The 17,225-nt window shown below is 30.9% G+C and carries 13 protein-coding genes; all 13 read left to right on the top strand.

Annotated elements, in window-relative coordinates; all coding sequences use genetic code 11:
* The 13 genes from L0U77_RS02110 to L0U77_RS02050 all read left to right on the top strand — a co-directional run bounded on the left by L0U77_RS02110 (nucleotide 1) and on the right by L0U77_RS02050 (nucleotide 17,206).
* Nucleotides 1-1,206, top strand: coding sequence for an NADH:ubiquinone reductase (Na(+)-transporting) subunit B (locus tag L0U77_RS02110; RefSeq protein WP_233900670.1), 1,206 nt, complete (start codon nucleotides 1-3; stop codon nucleotides 1,204-1,206).
* A 5-nt stretch (nucleotides 1,207-1,211) separates the two neighbouring features.
* The gene (locus tag L0U77_RS02105; protein ID WP_233899586.1) at nucleotides 1,212-1,952 is read left to right on the top strand and encodes a Na(+)-translocating NADH-quinone reductase subunit C; all 741 of its coding nucleotides are present in this window, start codon (nucleotides 1,212-1,214) and stop codon (nucleotides 1,950-1,952) included.
* A gap of 2 nt (nucleotides 1,953-1,954) precedes the next feature.
* A complete protein-coding gene (locus tag L0U77_RS02100; protein ID WP_101918183.1) occupies nucleotides 1,955-2,599 on the top strand; it encodes an NADH:ubiquinone reductase (Na(+)-transporting) subunit D in 645 nt (214 codons plus the stop codon).
* Between the two features lie 121 nt (nucleotides 2,600-2,720).
* Entirely contained in the window at nucleotides 2,721-3,473 is a 753-nt protein-coding gene (gene nqrE / locus L0U77_RS02095) for an NADH:ubiquinone reductase (Na(+)-transporting) subunit E (protein WP_101918182.1), read from the top strand.
* Nucleotides 3,473-4,789: an NADH:ubiquinone reductase (Na(+)-transporting) subunit F gene (gene nqrF, locus L0U77_RS02090; RefSeq protein WP_233885421.1), complete on the top strand. Its 1,317-nt coding sequence runs from the start codon at nucleotides 3,473-3,475 to the stop codon at nucleotides 4,787-4,789. The genes nqrE and nqrF overlap by 1 nt, the downstream gene beginning before the upstream one ends.
* Nucleotides 4,790-4,946: 157 nt before the next feature.
* Complete coding sequence (locus L0U77_RS02085; protein ID WP_101918229.1) at nucleotides 4,947-6,299, top strand: DEAD/DEAH box helicase; 1,353 nt, start codon at nucleotides 4,947-4,949, stop codon at nucleotides 6,297-6,299.
* Nucleotides 6,299-6,658 (top strand): Na(+)-translocating NADH-quinone reductase subunit F, encoded by a 360-nt coding sequence (locus L0U77_RS02080; RefSeq protein WP_101918180.1) that lies wholly within the window; start codon nucleotides 6,299-6,301, stop codon nucleotides 6,656-6,658. Before L0U77_RS02085 ends, L0U77_RS02080 begins: the two co-directional genes overlap by 1 nt.
* 884 nt (nucleotides 6,659-7,542) lie before the next feature.
* Nucleotides 7,543-8,748 (top strand): GTPase HflX, encoded by a 1,206-nt coding sequence (gene hflX / locus L0U77_RS02075; protein ID WP_101918179.1) that lies wholly within the window; start codon nucleotides 7,543-7,545, stop codon nucleotides 8,746-8,748.
* 295 nt (nucleotides 8,749-9,043) lie between these two features.
* The gene (locus L0U77_RS02070) at nucleotides 9,044-9,730 is read left to right on the top strand and encodes an energy transducer TonB (protein ID WP_233896784.1); all 687 of its coding nucleotides are present in this window, start codon (nucleotides 9,044-9,046) and stop codon (nucleotides 9,728-9,730) included.
* Nucleotides 9,731-9,867: 137 nt separating this feature from the next.
* Nucleotides 9,868-10,614: an energy transducer TonB gene (locus L0U77_RS02065; RefSeq protein ID WP_233861294.1), complete on the top strand. Its 747-nt coding sequence runs from the start codon at nucleotides 9,868-9,870 to the stop codon at nucleotides 10,612-10,614.
* Between the two features lie 119 nt (nucleotides 10,615-10,733).
* Nucleotides 10,734-13,433, top strand: a complete 2,700-nt coding sequence (locus L0U77_RS02060) for a TonB-dependent receptor (protein ID WP_233900669.1) — start codon at nucleotides 10,734-10,736, stop codon at nucleotides 13,431-13,433.
* Between the two features lie 155 nt (nucleotides 13,434-13,588).
* Complete coding sequence (locus L0U77_RS02055) at nucleotides 13,589-14,296, top strand: energy transducer TonB (protein WP_193699575.1); 708 nt, start codon at nucleotides 13,589-13,591, stop codon at nucleotides 14,294-14,296.
* A 39-nt stretch (nucleotides 14,297-14,335) separates the two neighbouring features.
* Complete coding sequence (locus tag L0U77_RS02050; protein ID WP_233900668.1) at nucleotides 14,336-17,206, top strand: TonB-dependent receptor plug domain-containing protein; 2,871 nt, start codon at nucleotides 14,336-14,338, stop codon at nucleotides 17,204-17,206.
* Nucleotides 17,207-17,225: the final 19 nt, after the last annotated feature.

Raw genomic sequence — 17,225 nt, 5'->3', positions numbered from 1 at the left:
ATGGGCTTAAAACAAAACTTACATAAGTTAAAAGAAAAATATAAAGGTACGAAGATGGCACCTGCGTTTAACGCAATCCACACCTTTTTATACTTGCCTAATGAGACAACTCACGGAGGAACTCATATAAAGGCAGCCGATGATTTAAAACGTACCATGAACATCGTTATTATGGCGTTGGTACCGTGTTTACTTTTCGGAATGTTCAATGCAGGGTATCAACATAACGCTGCAGTTAATGGATTTACAGAAGGAATGTCTTTCTTTAGTGGAGATTTCTGGAATATGGATAATTTCTTAATCGGTTTCGTTAAAATTTTACCGTTAGTAATTGTATCATATGTAGTAGGATTAGTCGTAGAATTTATTTTTGCAGTAATCAAAGGACACGAAGTAGAAGAAGGGTATTTAGTAACAGGAATGTTAGTTCCTTTAATTGTACCAATCGATTTACCTTTATGGATGTTAACTGTTGCCGTTATTTTTGGTGTGGTTATCGGTAAAGAAGTATTCGGAGGTACAGGAATGAATATTTTAAATCCTGCATTAACGATACGTGCCTTTTTATTCTTCGCATATCCAACATGGATGTCAGGAGATAAAGTATGGGTGGCTGATGCTAGAGAATTAACAGGAACAGCAGATGCTATTTCTGGAGAAACAATCTTAGGAAGTTTGGCACAAGGGAAAGAAGTGGTGTACAGTACTTGGGATATGTTCTTCGGATTTATTCCTGGTTCGGTAGGTGAAACATCAACCCTATTAATTTTATTAGGAGCATTATTCTTAATTTTTACTAAAATTGGAAGCTGGAGAATTATGCTATCAGCAGTAGTAGGAGCATTGGTAATGGGATTCATTTTTAACCAAGTTGTTGGTTTAGGATGGATTGGCTCAGGAAGTAAATTTTACGATTTAATGAGTCTAGATTTCTGGAAACATTTACTAGTTGGAGGTTTTGCTTTTGGAGCAGTATATATGGCTACTGATCCTGTATCAGCATCACAAACCAATAAAGGAAAATGGATTTACGGTTTCTTTATCGGATTTATTTCGATTATGATTCGTGTATTTAATCCAGCATATCCAGAAGGAGTAATGTTAGCTATTTTATTAATGAACGTTTTTGCACCAACAATTGACCATTACGTGGTTCAAGGAAATGTCAAGAAAAGATTAAAACGTGCTAAAGTTAAAACAGCCTAAAAATCATGAGTAAAAAAACAGACAGTAACGGATATACGCTACTTTTTGCCATCGCAATGGTATTAATAGTAGGGGCATTGTTAGCTTTTACAGCATCATCACTTCGTCCAATGATTGAAGCGAATAAACGTGTTGAAAAACAACAAAACATTTTATACGCCATGGGCGTAAATGAAAATGATGAAACAAGTGTAGCCTTTGTTTCTAAAGGTAAAGTAGCAGGTGAGTTTTCAAAATATATTAAAAAACAACTCATCATCGAAGGAACTAAAGTTACCCCAGATGATAAGGCGTATTTAATAGATATCAAAAAACAACAAACCGCTGCCAAAGCAGGAAAAATAAGAAAATTACCTTTGTTTATAGGTGAAAAAGATGGGAAAACTATTTACATCGCACCTATTAGAGGAAAAGGGCTTTGGGACGCTATTTGGGGATATATAGGTATGGATAAAGATATGACCATTGTAGGTGTTTTCTTTGACCATAAAGGTGAAACACCTGGTTTAGGTGCAAATATCAACCAACGTTATTTCATGGATGATTTTATTGGGGAAAGCCTAATATCAAAAAATGTATATGTTGGACTGAATATTACCAAAAGTAACAACGACCCAAAGAACGATGATAAAAAAGATAATCAAATAGACGCAATTGCCGGTGCTACGATTACTGGTGATGGTGTTTCTGCAATGATTAAATCTGAGTTAGCATTATATGTACCCTATTTTCAAAACTTAAAATAATTATGGGAATTTTATCAAAAAAAGACGCAGTATTAATTACAGACCCGTTATTAGATAACAATCCAATTACCATTCAAGTATTAGGTATTTGTTCTGCTTTAGCAATTACTGCAGAATTAAAAGCCTCAATTGTAATGGCAATTTCTGTATTATTTGTATTAGGTATTGGAAATGTGGTCATCTCTTTAATGAGAAATATTATTCCATCAAAAATTAGAATTATTGTACAGTTAATCGTAGTTGCTTCTTTAGTAATTGTTGTTGATCAGGTATTAAAAGCCTTTGCGTACGAATTGAGTAAAACATTATCCGTATTTGTAGGATTAATTATTACCAACTGTATTATTATGGGACGTTTTGAAGCATTTGCTTTAGGAAACGGTCCTTGGAGAGCTTTCTTAGATGGAATTGGAAATGCCTTAGGATACGGTGCTATTCTAATAGCCGTAGGTTTCTTTAGAGAGTTGTTAGGTTCTGGTACTTTATTAGGATTTAAAGTGTTAGGAGACCCAATAGAACAAACAGGATTATACGCCTTAGGATACGAAAATAACGGATTTATGTTATTATCACCAATGGCATTAATCGTGGTAGGGATTATTATTTGGGTGCAACGTAGTAGAAACAAAGCATTAATCGAGGATTAAATCCTTTTAAAAATCTTTAGAAAATTTTGATCAAAAATATTCATTAACAAGTTTATAATATGTTAATAAATAAGAGTGTTTTGAATCAAAAAAAAGAATAAAGAGGGAAAAAGATAAAAACATGGAACATTTAGAATTATTTTTCAAGTCGATATTTATTGATAACATGGTATTCGCTACATTCTTGGGAATGTGTTCGTATCTAGCAGTATCAAAAAAAGTAACTACAGCCGTAGGTTTAGGAGCTGCCGTTATTTTTGTACTTGCTGTAACAGTACCTATCAACTGGTTATTAGACCAATATTTATTGCAACCAGGAGCATTAAAATGGTTAGGAGCTGAATATGCTGATTACGATTTAAGTTTCTTATCATTTATCATGTTTATTGCAACCATTGCAACGATGGTACAATTGGTAGAAATTATTGTAGAGAAATTTGCACCAGCATTGTATAACTCTTTAGGTATTTTCTTACCATTAATTGCCGTAAACTGTGCAATTTTAGGAGGATCATTATTTATGCAATCGCGTGAAATACCAACCTTAGGTTTATCATTAACCTACGGAATTGGTTCAGGAATTGGATGGTTTTTAGCGATTTTAGCCATTGCTGCTATTCGTGAAAAAATTAGATATTCAAGCGTTCCTGCACCGTTAAGAGGCTTAGGAATTACTTTTATTATTACGGGATTAATGGCAATCGGGTTTATGAGTTTTGGAGGAATGCTAACAGGTGGAGATACACCAAAAAGCAAAGAAGCCCCAAAAACAACGACGGTTACTTCGAATGTAATTGATACTAAAACGAAGATAGAAAACGTAAAAGAGAAAGCTGAAAAATTAGCTGATAACCCTAAAAAAATTACAGAATAATGGTATTTTTAGAAGTAAGTACAGGAGGTACGGTAGCTGTAACAGTTATATCATTTTTAATAATTGTATTAATTTTAGTAGGATTATTATTATTTGTAAAGCAAAAATTAGCGCCATCAGGACCCGTAAAAATTACAATTAACGGCGATAAAGTAGTGGAAGTTGCCTCAGGAGGAACGTTATTATCAACCTTAGGAGCTGAAAAGATTTTCTTACCATCCGCTTGTGGTGGTGGTGGATCTTGTGTGCAATGTGAATGTCATGTAAATTCTGGTGGAGGGGAAGCTTTACCAACCGAAACACCACACTTTACTCGTAAAGAATTACAAGATGGTATCCGTTTAGCATGTCAAGTAAAAGTAAAACAAGATATGGATATTTCTATTCCAGAAGAAATTTTTGGAATTAAGAAATGGCAAGCAACCGTGGTAAGAAATTATAACGTAGCAACATTTATTAAAGAATTTGTAGTTGAAATTCCAGAAGAAATGGGCTACAAAGCAGGTGGATATATTCAAATTGAAATTCCAAACACTGTTGTAAAATATGCCGATATGGACGTTACAGCACATCCAAAAGAACATCCAGGAGAACCTGATAAGTTTAAAGGAGATTGGGAAAAATTCGGTTTATGGCCACTCGTTATGAAAAATGAAGAAACCGTAGAACGTGCGTATTCAATGGCTTCTTATCCTGCTGAAGGAAGAGAAATTATGTTAAATGTACGTATTGCAACACCTCCTTTTGATAGAGTAAAAGGTGGATGGATGGATGTAAATCCAGGAGTTGCTTCTTCTTATATTTTCAACTGTAAAAAAGGAGATAAAGTAACAATTTCTGGTCCTTATGGTGAGTTCTTTATTAATGAATCTGATGCTGAAATGTTATATGTAGGTGGTGGAGCAGGTATGGCACCAATGCGTTCGCACTTATATCAATTATTCAGAACCTTAAAAACAGGAAGAACTGTAACGTATTGGTACGGTGGTCGTTCTAAAGCCGAATTGTTCTATGTAGATCATTTTAGAGCCTTAGAAAAAGATTTTCCGAATTTTAAATTCTTTATAGCATTATCAGATCCAACAGAAGCGGATAACTGGAAAGTTAAAACAGATATACATGATGAAGCTGGAGATGGATTTACAGGATTTATTCACCAAGTGGTAATTAATGAATATTTATCGAAACATGAAGCACCAGAAGATTTAGAATTATATTTCTGTGGTCCACCATTAATGAACAATGCTGTTCAAAAAATGGGAGAAGATTTCGGACTTTCTGATGAAAATATTCGATTTGATGATTTTGGAGGATAAATCTTTATCAACTAAAAAAAATCAAAAATTATATAAAACCGATACACTAATGTATCGGTTTTTTTTGTGCTTAAAAATACAGGCATTTTATCCAAAGAAATATATTTATGGTATTTGGGCTTAGAAAACGTACCTTTGCGCCAAATTACTGTAAATGATTACTTTTCAAGATTTAGATTTATCAAATCCATTACAAAACGCCATTGAAGAATTAGGTTTTGTAAATCCAACACCAATTCAAGAAGAAGCCTTTCCAATAATACGTTCTGGTAAAGACGTGGTTGGTATTGCACAAACAGGTACGGGGAAAACCTTTGCTTATATGTTGCCAATACTTCGTGATTTGAAATTTTCAAAACAACAACACCCACGAGTGCTTGTAGTAGTGCCAACCCGTGAATTAGTAGTTCAGGTGGTTAGTGAAATTGAAAAGCTTTCAGAGTTTATGAGCTTACGTACTATTGGTGTATTTGGAGGTATTCCTTTAAATCGTCATAAACAAGCGGTGGCACAAGGTGCAGATGTTATTGTCGCAACTCCTGGTCGTTTATATGATTTGGCTTTAAGTAATACTTTAAAGTTAAAATCAATCCAAAAATTAGTGATTGATGAGGTAGATGTAATGCTTGATTTAGGCTTCAGATTTCAATTATTAAATATTTTTGAATTATTACCTGTACGCCGTCAAAACATTATGTTCTCGGCAACAATGACACAAGATGTAGAAGCGTTAATTGATGATTTCTTTATCGCTCCGAAAAAGATTTTTATCGCCGTAAGTGGAACGCCACTTGATAATATCAAACAAATTAGCTACGATATTCCTAATTTTTATACCAAAGTAAACGTATTACATGAGTTACTTTATAATAAAACGGAATATAGTAAAGTGTTAATCTTTACGCCAAATAAAAGAAATGCCGACCGATTATTTGAATGTGTAAAAGAAGAGTTTCCAACTGAATCGTGTGTAATTCACTCGAATAAAACACAAAATTATCGTTTGCGTTCTATCGAACAATTCAATAAAGGTGAAAAACGTATTTTAATTGCTACTGATGTAATTGCTCGTGGATTGGATTTAGCAGAAGTAACACACGTTATCAACTTTAATACGCCTTATTTCCCTGAAAATTATATGCACAGAATCGGACGAACAGGACGTGCAGAACATGAAGGAACAGCGATTCTTTTTTCAACAAAAGCAGAACAAGAAGCTAAAGAGCGAATTGAAGAATTGATGAATTATGAAATTCCAATGTTGGAAATTCCTGAACATGTTGAGATTTCTACACAATTAACCGAAGAAGAACGCCCGAAAGAAGACGGAGAAAGAGATAAAAACAGAACTTCTTTAGAGTATGTTCCTGGACCTGCTTTCCATGAAAAAAGCGAGAAAAATAGTAAAACAAATCAAGGAGGTTCGTATCGTAGAGAAATTGCGAAAAAGTATAAAAAACCTAAAACTCGAGGCGATAAAAACTATAATATGCGTAATAAGAAAAAATAATGAAAGTACTTACCAAACAAGAAATTCATAATTTAGGAATGAATATTGTCGGTAAAAAACTGCAAAAAATGGGGTATGAGTTTGTTGCTATCAATAGCGAACTGAAAAAACATCCGCAGTTTGTGTTGTTTAAAAAAGGCGAACCAACCATTTTTGTATTAGTAAAAACCACCAATAATATTCAATCGCCTCAAGATTACGATGTTTTATGGATGGAAACTTTTAAGGCACACGCTAAAAAACAAAATGCAAAAATTTGGTTTGCAGGCATTGGTATTGCAAATTCAGAAAGTGTGGAATTGCCTGTTTTTAAAGACCAACCGTATTATATCGCTTTTGATGATTTTATCAAAATATAATTTTAGCAAGATTTAAAATATTTTAAAAACACTCATTTTCTTGAAAAGTGAGTGTTTTTTCATGTTTTAATTTTAAAATTATGGGAAGCTATTTCCCGCTTTCCGCACTCGCTCTTTTTTTGAAGAAAAATCAAAAAAAGGAGCTCAAACAATTGCTTCAATCGGGGCTAAGTCTATTTATTTTGTGTTGTTTTTCTTTTTTTATTATTTTTCATTTACATAAGTTACGCATTCTGATTTGCTACATTTTTTATCAGTGCTAGTAATTTCTGGACTAAGAGCCTGTTTAAATTTCATCAAAAAAAAGTTTTATAGCAGGAAAACAGAAAATCGAATCCGTCAAAACTGAATTTATTTCAGTTTCTCATCCTGATTTGCCGTAGTTCTTTCCTTTTTTTTTTGATAATTCTTGTCAATTCGAGTGATTTTAATGATTAAAAGGAATTAAAATTGTATCGAGAATTTGAGTTCTTTGAGAGCCTGTTTAAATTTTATCTGAAAAAAAAACATCACAGAAAAATAAGAAATAAAATCCGTTTGACGCATTTTTATTTTTAAAACAAGGGGTTTTAACCCCTTGCCATGCTATTTTGACGTTACAAAAAATTTTGGAATAAAATTTAAACAGGCTCTAACAATAATTTTAAATTTTAAAAAATTAACTCATTAGAACATAAAAAACACTCATTTTCTTGAAAAGTGAGTGTTTTTTTATGTTTAAATTTTAAAATTATTTGGAGCAGACCTCACAGGTTTTTAAAACCTGTGAGGTCTTAATTAGCAGGATATTCGCAAAATATTTAAAAAACAAGGGGTTTCAATCCTTTGATTTCAGATTAAAAAAAAGAGTTGTTCAATTGATAAATTTGTATTTTTGCATCTATATGGAAGAAACACGTGAAGAAATAGTTGAAAAAGCAGTTTTAATTGGTATTATAACTCAAAAACAAAACGAAAAACAATCTGAAGAATATTTAGATGAGTTGGAGTTTTTGACTTTAACAGCAGGAGGAGTTGCTGTAAAACGCTTTGTTCAGAAAATGGAAAAACCAAATCCTAAAACTTTTTTAGGAACTGGTAAATTAGAAGAAGTAAGAATGTATATCGCATCACATGGCATAAGTATCGCTATTTTTGATGACGAATTATCGCCTGCGCAATTGCGTAATATTGAAAATGAATTAGGATGTAAAGTATTAGATAGAACCAATTTAATATTAGATATTTTTGCAGGAAGAGCGCAAACAAGTTCTGCAAAAGCACAGGTAGAATTGGCACAATGTCAATATTTATTGCCTCGATTAACCCGATTATGGACACACCTTGATAAGCAAAAAGGAGGAATCGGAATGCGTGGTCCTGGGGAAACAGAAATTGAAACTGACCGTCGTATTATTCGAGAAAAAATCACTTTATTGAAGAAAAAACTCGATACGATTGACCGTCAAATGGCAGTTCAACGTAAAAATAGAGGTAAAATGGTGCGGGTCGCATTAGTTGGATATACCAATGTTGGGAAATCAACTTTAATGAATGTCATCAGTAAAAGTGATGTGTTTGCAGAAAATAAATTATTCGCAACCCTTGATACCACGGTTCGAAAAGTGGTTATCAAAAACATTCCTTTTTTAATGACCGATACCGTTGGATTTATCAGAAAACTGCCAACGCAATTAATTGAATCCTTCAAATCGACCTTAGACGAAGTTCGTGAAGCCGATTTATTATTACATATTGTGGATATTTCACACCCTAATTTTGAAGATCATATTGCATCAGTAAATAAAATTTTAGACGAAATAGGAAGTGCCAACAAACCTACTCTAATGGTGTTTAATAAAATTGATGCTTACACTCATGATACAATTGAAGAGGATGATTTAATCACTGAAAAATCAAAAAATCACTACACTTTAGAGGATTGGAACAAAACTTGGATGAACGATTTAGGTGAAAAAAGTCTTTTTATATCAGCACTAAATAAAGACAATTTAGAAGCGTTTAAAGAACGAGTTTATGAAGAAGTTAAAAGAATCCATATTCAACGATTCCCTTACAATAATTTCTTATATCAAGATGATTTACAATAAAATAACATTTTATTAAACAAAAAAGCACCTAGAAAAATTTTTTTTATGTGCTTTTTTTTAGTATATTTAGTATCATATTTATAACAACTATTTTAACCATTTTATTCCCCCTAAAAATGAAAAATAAAGTAACAATATATTCCAGTTTTAGCCTATCAAAATCAATTTTTGAAATGGCTTTTCAACGCAAGATTCCAATAACATTTTATTTATAAGTCAAATCGCTTAAAGGCGTTCAATCTTTTTTCTCAAAGAAAAAAAATGAATTATTTGTTTAAAATTAAAATATATTGTGATGAAAAATATACTAATCATACTAATTACTGTTTTTAGCATTACACAGATTTTTTCCCAAAAAGTTTGTGTCGCTAAAAAAGAAACTGTTGTCGATGTTCATGCGCTTGCCCTTAATAAATGTAAAATTCATAAAGCGGTAAAAACAACCAAAAAAATAACAAGCCCAACCAAACGATACTTAAAAAAACGAGTTTACTTAAATAAAGTCGTTCATTTAGCAAGTAATCTTGAAAAAAATAGCCTTGCAACTATCAAAACAAGCAACAAAATAGATACCGACTTATTACTTGTTTTAAAAGAAGCATCAGTAAAAGAATATATTGCGTTCGATGTGGTAGAAAATATACCATTATTTGCTTCTTGTAATCAAAGTTCATTAGATAGAATGGAGTGCTTTAATAATCAAATGGAAAAACATATTATCGATAATTTTGAGTATCCAAGAGAAGCTTTGAAAAAAGGTGTTGAAGCAAATTTAGAAGTTCGTTTTGTTATTGATAAACATGGAAAAGTAAATAATATCAAAATAAAAAGCGATAATAAAGAGGATAATAAAAATAATGATATTCTTAAAAAAGAAGCGATGAGAATTGTTTTATTATTGCCTAAATTTACACCAGGGAAACAAAAAGGAGTTACGGTGCCTGTATTATATAAATTCCCCATGAATTTCACCTTAAATTAAAGAATATTTAAAGTGTTTTTATTGCTTTTCTTGCATGTTTATTTTTTTTAAGGCTAAAAAATAAATATCTTTGCCTTAATTAACTCTATTCGTGTTATTTGATTAGTTTAAAATTTAGTGTATAATACCCCCATATTATGAGAAACATATTCGTATTGATTTTAACTTTATTTTTGTCAATCAACATGGTAGCACAAGAAGTATGTGAATCACCAGATGAAATTGATCAGGATTTAAATAGTATTAGTGTTACTAAATGTACTATTAAAGAATCTAAAAATAAGAGAAATAAAAAATCAAGACAAATTTCAGTTACCGTATCGGCTAATAGAAGACACCTTAAGAAAAGAGAAATTTCTAGAAAAAAAGAAGTTACGAAGTTCAAAGGAGTAGGAGTTGGTATTGCTGAAGTTCAGCATGCTTCTAAAAATAAAATACAGGAATTAGCTCTTGAAAAAACGGTTTCTTCAAAAATAAATATTGCAGAAATTAACAGTAAACTATCTGTAGAAGAATTAAAAAAAGCAGCGAAATTTACTTCTGTTGATAAAATTCCTTTATTTAATGCTTGTAAAAAAGTAAATAAAAATAAACGTGCCGATTGCTTTAATGAAAATATGATACATCATATTTCTAAACATTTTCAGTATCCAAGTGGTGCTATTCAAGAATCAATACAAGGAGAGGTTTGGGTTCGTTTTATTATCGATAAAAACGGAGAGGTAAAAAACATTAAAACATTAGCTCCTAAAAATGGTGATTTATTAAGTAAAGAAGCTATTAGAGTTGTTTCTAAATTACCTCAATTTATCCCTGCGAAAAAAGATGGCGGACGTGTTTCTGTAAAATATGGCTTTCCGATCTCATTTGCTTTAGAACAATAATTTAAAATTTTACGCTCTTAACTTTATTGTTATAATTTTTTGTGTAACTTAAATGATTACACAAAAAATTACAACTATAGTCAGAACCAAATTATCTCAACTAATTTAATTCAAAGAACATGTTAAAAAAAATAGTACTATTTTTTTTTGTAATCTTTAGTATTGCTTTATCAGCACAAGTTACTTTAAAAGGAAAGGTATATGATGAATACTTAGAGCCCTTTCCTAGTGCAATTATCAATTCATTAGATGGTGGTATTACAACTTCAGATATTAATGGTGATTTTACGCTAATCGCAACAGATAAACTTCCTTTTACAATTCAAATTTCAGCTTTTGGTTATCGAAAAGAAGTTGTTGAAATTACTGATTTAGAGCAAGAATTAAATATTGTTTTAAAAGAAAATACTGCGTTAGATGAAGTAGTAATTTCTGCCTCAAGATCACCTGAACGAGTTCTTGAATCACCAGTAACTATTGAACGAATGGGAGTTGTTGATATTAAAAATAATACTTCTGTTTCTTTTTATGATGGATTGACGAACTTAAAAGGAATCGATTCTCGTGAAGCTAGTTATGGTTTTAAATCAATCAATTCACGTGGTTTTTCTACGTTCGATAATACCCGATTTGTACAATTAGTCGACGGCGTTGAAACTTCTATTCCTGCATTAAATTTTTCGGCAGGTAATATTGTTGGTTTATCGGAGTTAGATGTGAAAGATGTTGAGATACTTCCAGGAGCTTCATCAGCTTTATATGGAGCAAATGCTTTTAACGGTATTTTATTGATGAGAAGTAAAAATCCATTTGATTATGCAGGAATAAGTACTTATTTAAAAACAGGTTTTATAAATCAAGAAGCTACTGCTGGTTCAGAACAATTTTATGATGTAGGTATAAGAATGGCATATAAATTTAGTAATTACTTTGCTGCAAAAGTGAATCTTACTGTTTATAAGGCTGAAGAGTGGCATGCAAATGATGCAACTAATACAACAGGGGTTGGAGGTGTTTTTAAAAAAGGAACGAGAGAAGATACGCCTGATTATGATGGTGTAAACTTTTACGGGGATGAGGTTTCTTATGAGTTACCCGTAATTGGAAATGTTAGTAGAACAGGATATGCCGAGACCCAACTTTATGATTATAATGGAGATGGTGTAAAATTTGACGGGTCATTTCATGTAAGACCTTTTGGAAATGATAAATTAGAGGTTATTTTAAATTCTCGATTTTCATTAGGAAATAATTTATATCAAGGTGCTAATAGATTTTCTCAAAAAGATTTTTTAATAGAACAGCATAAATTAGAATTTTTAGGGAAAAACTTCTTTGTTCGTGGTTCTTATACAGGTAACTCTATTGATAATAGCTCTGATTTACGTTTTGTGGGAATTGCTTTAAATGAAAAATATAATCCTAGTAAAAAGTGGTTCGGAGAATATGCAACTGCATTTTCAGGAAAGGTGCCTGGTTTTTCAGCAGGAAATGATAAAGACGCTAGAGCTTTTGCCGATAGAAATAGGCTACAGCCAGGTACTCCAGCTTTTAATCAAGCATTAGATGAAGTGCAACAAATATCTATTAATGAAGGTGGAGCTGGGGTAAAAGATAAAACAAAACTTCTTAATATTGATGCTAATTATAATTTTAGGGACCTAATTACTTGGGGAGAAATTCAAGTAGGTGCTTCTTATCGTAGTTATACGATTAATTCACAAGGTACTTTATTTACAGATAAAAATAATTCTATTGAGTTCGATATGATTGGAGCATATTCTCAATTACAAAAGAAATTTTTAGATGATCGATTAAAGTTTACAGGATCTGTTCGTTATGATAAATCAAAAAATTTTAAAGCCAACTTTTCACCAAGGATAGCTTTAAATTACGCAATACAAGAAAATAGAATAATAAGAGTTTCATATCAAACAGGTTTTAGAACGCCAAGTACTTTGGAACAATATATCGGTTTAAAAACAGGACCAAATACGTTTCTTTTGGGAACGTCAAAGGAAAATATTAACCGTTTTTCGACAGAAGTTATCAATCAAAATAATACTAAAAATGTTATTACAGGAAAAGATATTTTTGAGAAATCATTTATTTTAAATAATAAAGTGCCTGTTCATATTAATCCAACTCCTATCGAATCAGAAAAAGTAACTTCGTATGAAGTAGGGTACAGAAGTATTATAAAACTAAGTGACACCAACGTCATGGAATTAGATGTTAATGGATATTACAATCAATATGAAAATTTTGTAGCTAACAAAACCGTGTTAATTCCCAATTACGGATCGGTAAGAAAAGGAGTGCCAAGTGATGCAGCTTTAAAAGCTTTTTCTAATAATGATGTTACAACCGTTTTATTAAACACCAATACCAGTGCAGATATAGATTCATATGGAATTGGAATTGGTTTAAATACAAAAGTTTTTAAATCGTTTAATTTTGGTGCGAATTATACATTAACAAAATTATTATTTAACCAAGAAGATGATTTCGATTTTCAATCAGGTTTTAATACACCAGAACACCAGTTTAAATTGATGTTTGGTAAGTCAAATTTATTTAAAAATTTTGGTTTTAATATAAATGCAAGATGGCAAGATCAATTTTTATGGGAATCTAATTTTATAAATGCAAATGTTAGCGCAAGAACAATTCTAGATGCCCAAGTAAATTATAGAATTCCTTCTTTTAAATCAACATTTAAACTTGGAGCTACTAATTTAACAGGAAAGGAATATGTTGTAGCACCTGGTTCAGGTCTTATAGGATCAATGTATTATGTTTCTTGGACTATTAATTAGTAAAGAATTAAAATATTCTTATTTAATAAAAAAAACCTAAACAATTAATCTATTTTATATTTTATTATCAAGATAGATTAATTTTATGTATCTTTGTACCCCCTCAAATTACCCCCCAAAACTAAAAATAATTTAAATAATTTAATTTTTTTATTATGAAAAAATTACTATTCCTAGCCTTGTTGCTTATTGTAAATTTAGTAGCAGTAGCTCAAAAAGTTTGTGAATCTCCAGACGAGAGTGCTGATATTGACCTAAATACAATTACAAAATGTGCTGTTAGTACCTTAGAAAAATCTGATAATAAAAGATCTCGAAAAATAAGGGTTAAAGTATCTGCAAGAAAAAAAATGTTAAATACGAATAATTTGAGTACTTCAGGGATTAGTTCAGGAGTTAGCTCGGGGATTAATTCAGAAATTATAAAGACACGTCAGAAAATTGACCTTAAACAAAATATTGAAGAACTTAAAAATAAATTATCAAAAGAAGAAATTAAAGAAGCATTAACATTTCCAACAGTTGATGAAATTCCTTCGTTTAGTGCATGTAATGAAATAACAAAAGAAGAAGTATCGGATTGTTTTAATAACGAAATGATGAAGCATATTTCTGATCATTTTAATTATCCTGGGGAAGCTGTTAGACAGAGTTTACAAGGAGAGGTTTGGGTTCGTTTTATTATTGATAAAAATGGATATGTCAAAAACATTAAAACATTAGGACCTGATGATGCTGAAATATTGAACAACGAAGCAATTCGTGTCGTTTCATTATTACCAAGATTTAAGCCAGCAGAAAAACAAGGAAAAAGAGTTTCTGTTAAGTATGGTTTTCCTATTAATTTTTCTTTAGAAGAATAAAAATTTATATATTTATACTTAAATAAAATTTTAAAAAAAATGTTAAAAAAACACTTCATAATTATTGTTTTAGCATTGTCTAGCATCATTTCTTATGCGCAGATAGAAATAAAAGGTGCTGTTTATGATGAATATCTAGAGCCTTTTTATAACGCTAAGATTCGATTAGCAAATCAAACAAGTACCTCAAATGATGTTGGTGAATTTACATTTACGTATAATGATAAATTTCCTGTAACTTTAAAAGTAAGTGCTTTTGGGTATCAAACAGAAGAATTGATTATTCAAGAATATAAAAAATCAATTAATATTATTTTAAAAGAAAATTTATTACTAGACCAAATAGTAATATCTGCTTCGAGAGTTTCTGAAAAAATCATTGAATCTCCAGTAACTATTGAACGATTTGGACTAACTGATATTAAAAATACTTCTTCTAATTCTTTTTATGATGGTTTAGTAAATCTAAAAGGAATACAATCAAGAGAAGGAAGTTATGGATTTAAATCCATAAATACTAGAGGCTTTTCTGATTTTAGTAACTCTCGTTTTGTACAAATGATTGACGGTATGGATACCGCTTCACAGGCTTTAAGTTTTAGTACTGGAAATTTCTCAGGAGTTTCAGAATTAGATATTCTTAGTGTTGAAATTTTACCAGGAGCATCATCAGCATTATATGGAGCCAACGCTTATAACGGATTGATGCTTATGAATACCAAAAATCCATTCGATCATACAGGTATTAGTAGCATCTTTAAAAGTGGTTATATGAGTCAGAAAGAAGGAGGAAATAATCCTTTTTATGATACATCTATAAGAATGGCGTATAAATTTAACGACTATTTTGCCGCTAAAGTTAATTTTTCATACTATCAGGCTGAAGAATGGCACGCAAATGATTTAAGAAATAAAGAAATTGATACAAATCAACTAATAGAAGGTACTCGACAAGAAACCTTAGATTATGATGGAGTAAATATTTATGGAGATGAAGTTTTTAGTGACTTATCAGACTATAATGATTATTTAAAACAAGAAAAATCGGGCATAAAAGAAATTCCATTTGGAACACATTTAAGTAGAACAGGATATACCGAAGCTGAATTATTGAGAAATGATTTTAAAACCAATAATGCACGATTTTCAGGGTCGTTATATGTTAGACCTTTTAAAGACGAACGCTTAGAAATTCAATTATCTTCTAGATTATCGTCACGAAATAACCTTTTTCAAGGAGCAAACAGATTCGTGCAACGTAACTACCAAACAGAACAGCACAAATTAGAACTGAAAGGACATAACTTTTATCTTAGAGGGTATTATACTGGAAATAATTCTGGTAATTCATATGACTTAACAAAAACAGGAATGCTAATTGAAGAGAATACTATTAATAACTATGATTGGACAACTCAATATGTTAATCAAAGATATCTTAATGGAAAATCAATTAATGAGGCCAGAAAATTAGCAGATGCAAATAGGTTAAAACCTAATACAGGTGCTTTTAATAAAGAGTTTAGTAAAATTACGTCTACATTAATATCGGAAGGCGGAAGTGCTTTGTATGAAAAAAGTAATTATAAACATATTGATGGTAATTATAATTTTAAATCTCTTTTAAATAATTGGGCTGATGTACAAGCAGGTGCTTCTTATAGAAAATATAATCCAAATTCTAGAGGAACACTTTTTAATGATTATTCTCAGAAAATAGCAATAGAAGAATATGGTTTCTATTCTCAAATTCAGAAAAAATTATTGGAAGAGAAATTAAAAATAACAGCTTCACTTCGTTATGATAAAGCGACTAATTTTGATGGAAATTATTCTCCTAAATTAGCTTTAAATTATGCTTTTGGTAAAGAAAGAAATCATGTATTCCGAACGTCATTTCAAACAGGTTTTAGAAATCCAACAGTTCAGGAGCAATATCAATTTTTAGAATCAGCCAGAAAAAAAAATATAGGAACAGTAGCTGAGAACTTAAACCGAATTTCTTATGGTAATAATTATTATGAAGCTTGGGATGATGCTTCAAAATCTTATATCGGTAAGTATCGACCAATTTCTGGACAAGAGATTTTAAACAATTCATTGCTTACTAAAACTTCATACGGAGATAATATTACTTTTGAAAAATCAGATTATAAAGAAGTAATGCCAGAGCTTGTTAAAACAATAGAATTAGGATATCGAAGTATGTTTCGCATCAATAATAGCACTAATTTTGATTTAGATATTAATGCGTATTACAGTCAGCATGATGATTTTGTTTTTATACAAGATGTTGTTGTTGTTAATGCAGGAAAAGTATATCCTTATGGAAATAGAAAATTAACAGCTGCCGAGTTATTAGAACCTAAAAATGAGTTTGGATACACTAATGATGCTGGAGTTTTAGTCTTTGACGAAGTAGCGTATAGGGCTTTTACCTATGGTGATGTTAATGAGTTTAATATTGTAACGAATAGTAAATCTCAAATAGAATCGTATGGTTTTGCTTTAGGAATGCATACCAAATTATTTAAGAATTTTGATTTCGGAGTAAACTATAGTTTTAATGATTATCAATTTGAAGATAAAGATCATGGTCAATTTGATCCTAATTTTAATACGCCTAAGCATAGTGTAAAATTACAGTTTGGTAATACTAAACTGTATCGAAATTTCGGTTTCAATATTAATGCGAGATGGCAAGATGAATATAAATGGGTTTCAACTTTTGTAAAAGGAGATGTGTCAGCAAGAACTGTACTTGATGCACAATTAAATTATCGTATTCCTTCTATGAAATCTAAATTTAAAATTGGAGGAACCAATTTATTTGGAAAAGAGTACTTCGTAGCACCAGGTTCTGGTCAAGTAGGACAATTATATTATATTTCTTGGATTATTAATAATTAAATTATTTCAAGATTACTTT

This window comes from Tenacibaculum piscium, assembly GCF_021390715.1.
Lineage (GTDB): Bacteria > Bacteroidota > Bacteroidia > Flavobacteriales > Flavobacteriaceae > Polaribacter > Polaribacter piscius.
This window is presented reverse-complemented; position numbering and strand designations above follow the sequence as displayed.

What these genes read in the sequence shown, in the direction of transcription:
- L0U77_RS02110 (WP_233900670.1), top strand. Translation starts at nt 1, where the DNA reads ATGGGCTTAAAACAAAACTTACATAAGTTAAAAGAAAAATATAAAGGT.
- L0U77_RS02105 (WP_233899586.1), top strand. Translation starts at nt 1,212, where the DNA reads ATGAGTAAAAAAACAGACAGTAACGGATATACGCTACTTTTTGCCATC.
- L0U77_RS02100 (WP_101918183.1), top strand. Translation starts at nt 1,955, where the DNA reads ATGGGAATTTTATCAAAAAAAGACGCAGTATTAATTACAGACCCGTTA.
- nqrE (WP_101918182.1), top strand. Translation starts at nt 2,721, where the DNA reads ATGGAACATTTAGAATTATTTTTCAAGTCGATATTTATTGATAACATG.
- nqrF (WP_233885421.1), top strand. Translation starts at nt 3,473, where the DNA reads ATGGTATTTTTAGAAGTAAGTACAGGAGGTACGGTAGCTGTAACAGTT.
- L0U77_RS02080 (WP_101918180.1), top strand. Translation starts at nt 6,299, where the DNA reads ATGAAAGTACTTACCAAACAAGAAATTCATAATTTAGGAATGAATATT.
- hflX (WP_101918179.1), top strand. Translation starts at nt 7,543, where the DNA reads ATGGAAGAAACACGTGAAGAAATAGTTGAAAAAGCAGTTTTAATTGGT.
- L0U77_RS02070 (WP_233896784.1), top strand. Translation starts at nt 9,044, where the DNA reads ATGAAAAATATACTAATCATACTAATTACTGTTTTTAGCATTACACAG.
- L0U77_RS02065 (WP_233861294.1), top strand. Translation starts at nt 9,868, where the DNA reads ATGAGAAACATATTCGTATTGATTTTAACTTTATTTTTGTCAATCAAC.
- L0U77_RS02060 (WP_233900669.1), top strand. Translation starts at nt 10,734, where the DNA reads ATGTTAAAAAAAATAGTACTATTTTTTTTTGTAATCTTTAGTATTGCT.
- L0U77_RS02055 (WP_193699575.1), top strand. Translation starts at nt 13,589, where the DNA reads ATGAAAAAATTACTATTCCTAGCCTTGTTGCTTATTGTAAATTTAGTA.
- L0U77_RS02050 (WP_233900668.1), top strand. Translation starts at nt 14,336, where the DNA reads ATGTTAAAAAAACACTTCATAATTATTGTTTTAGCATTGTCTAGCATC.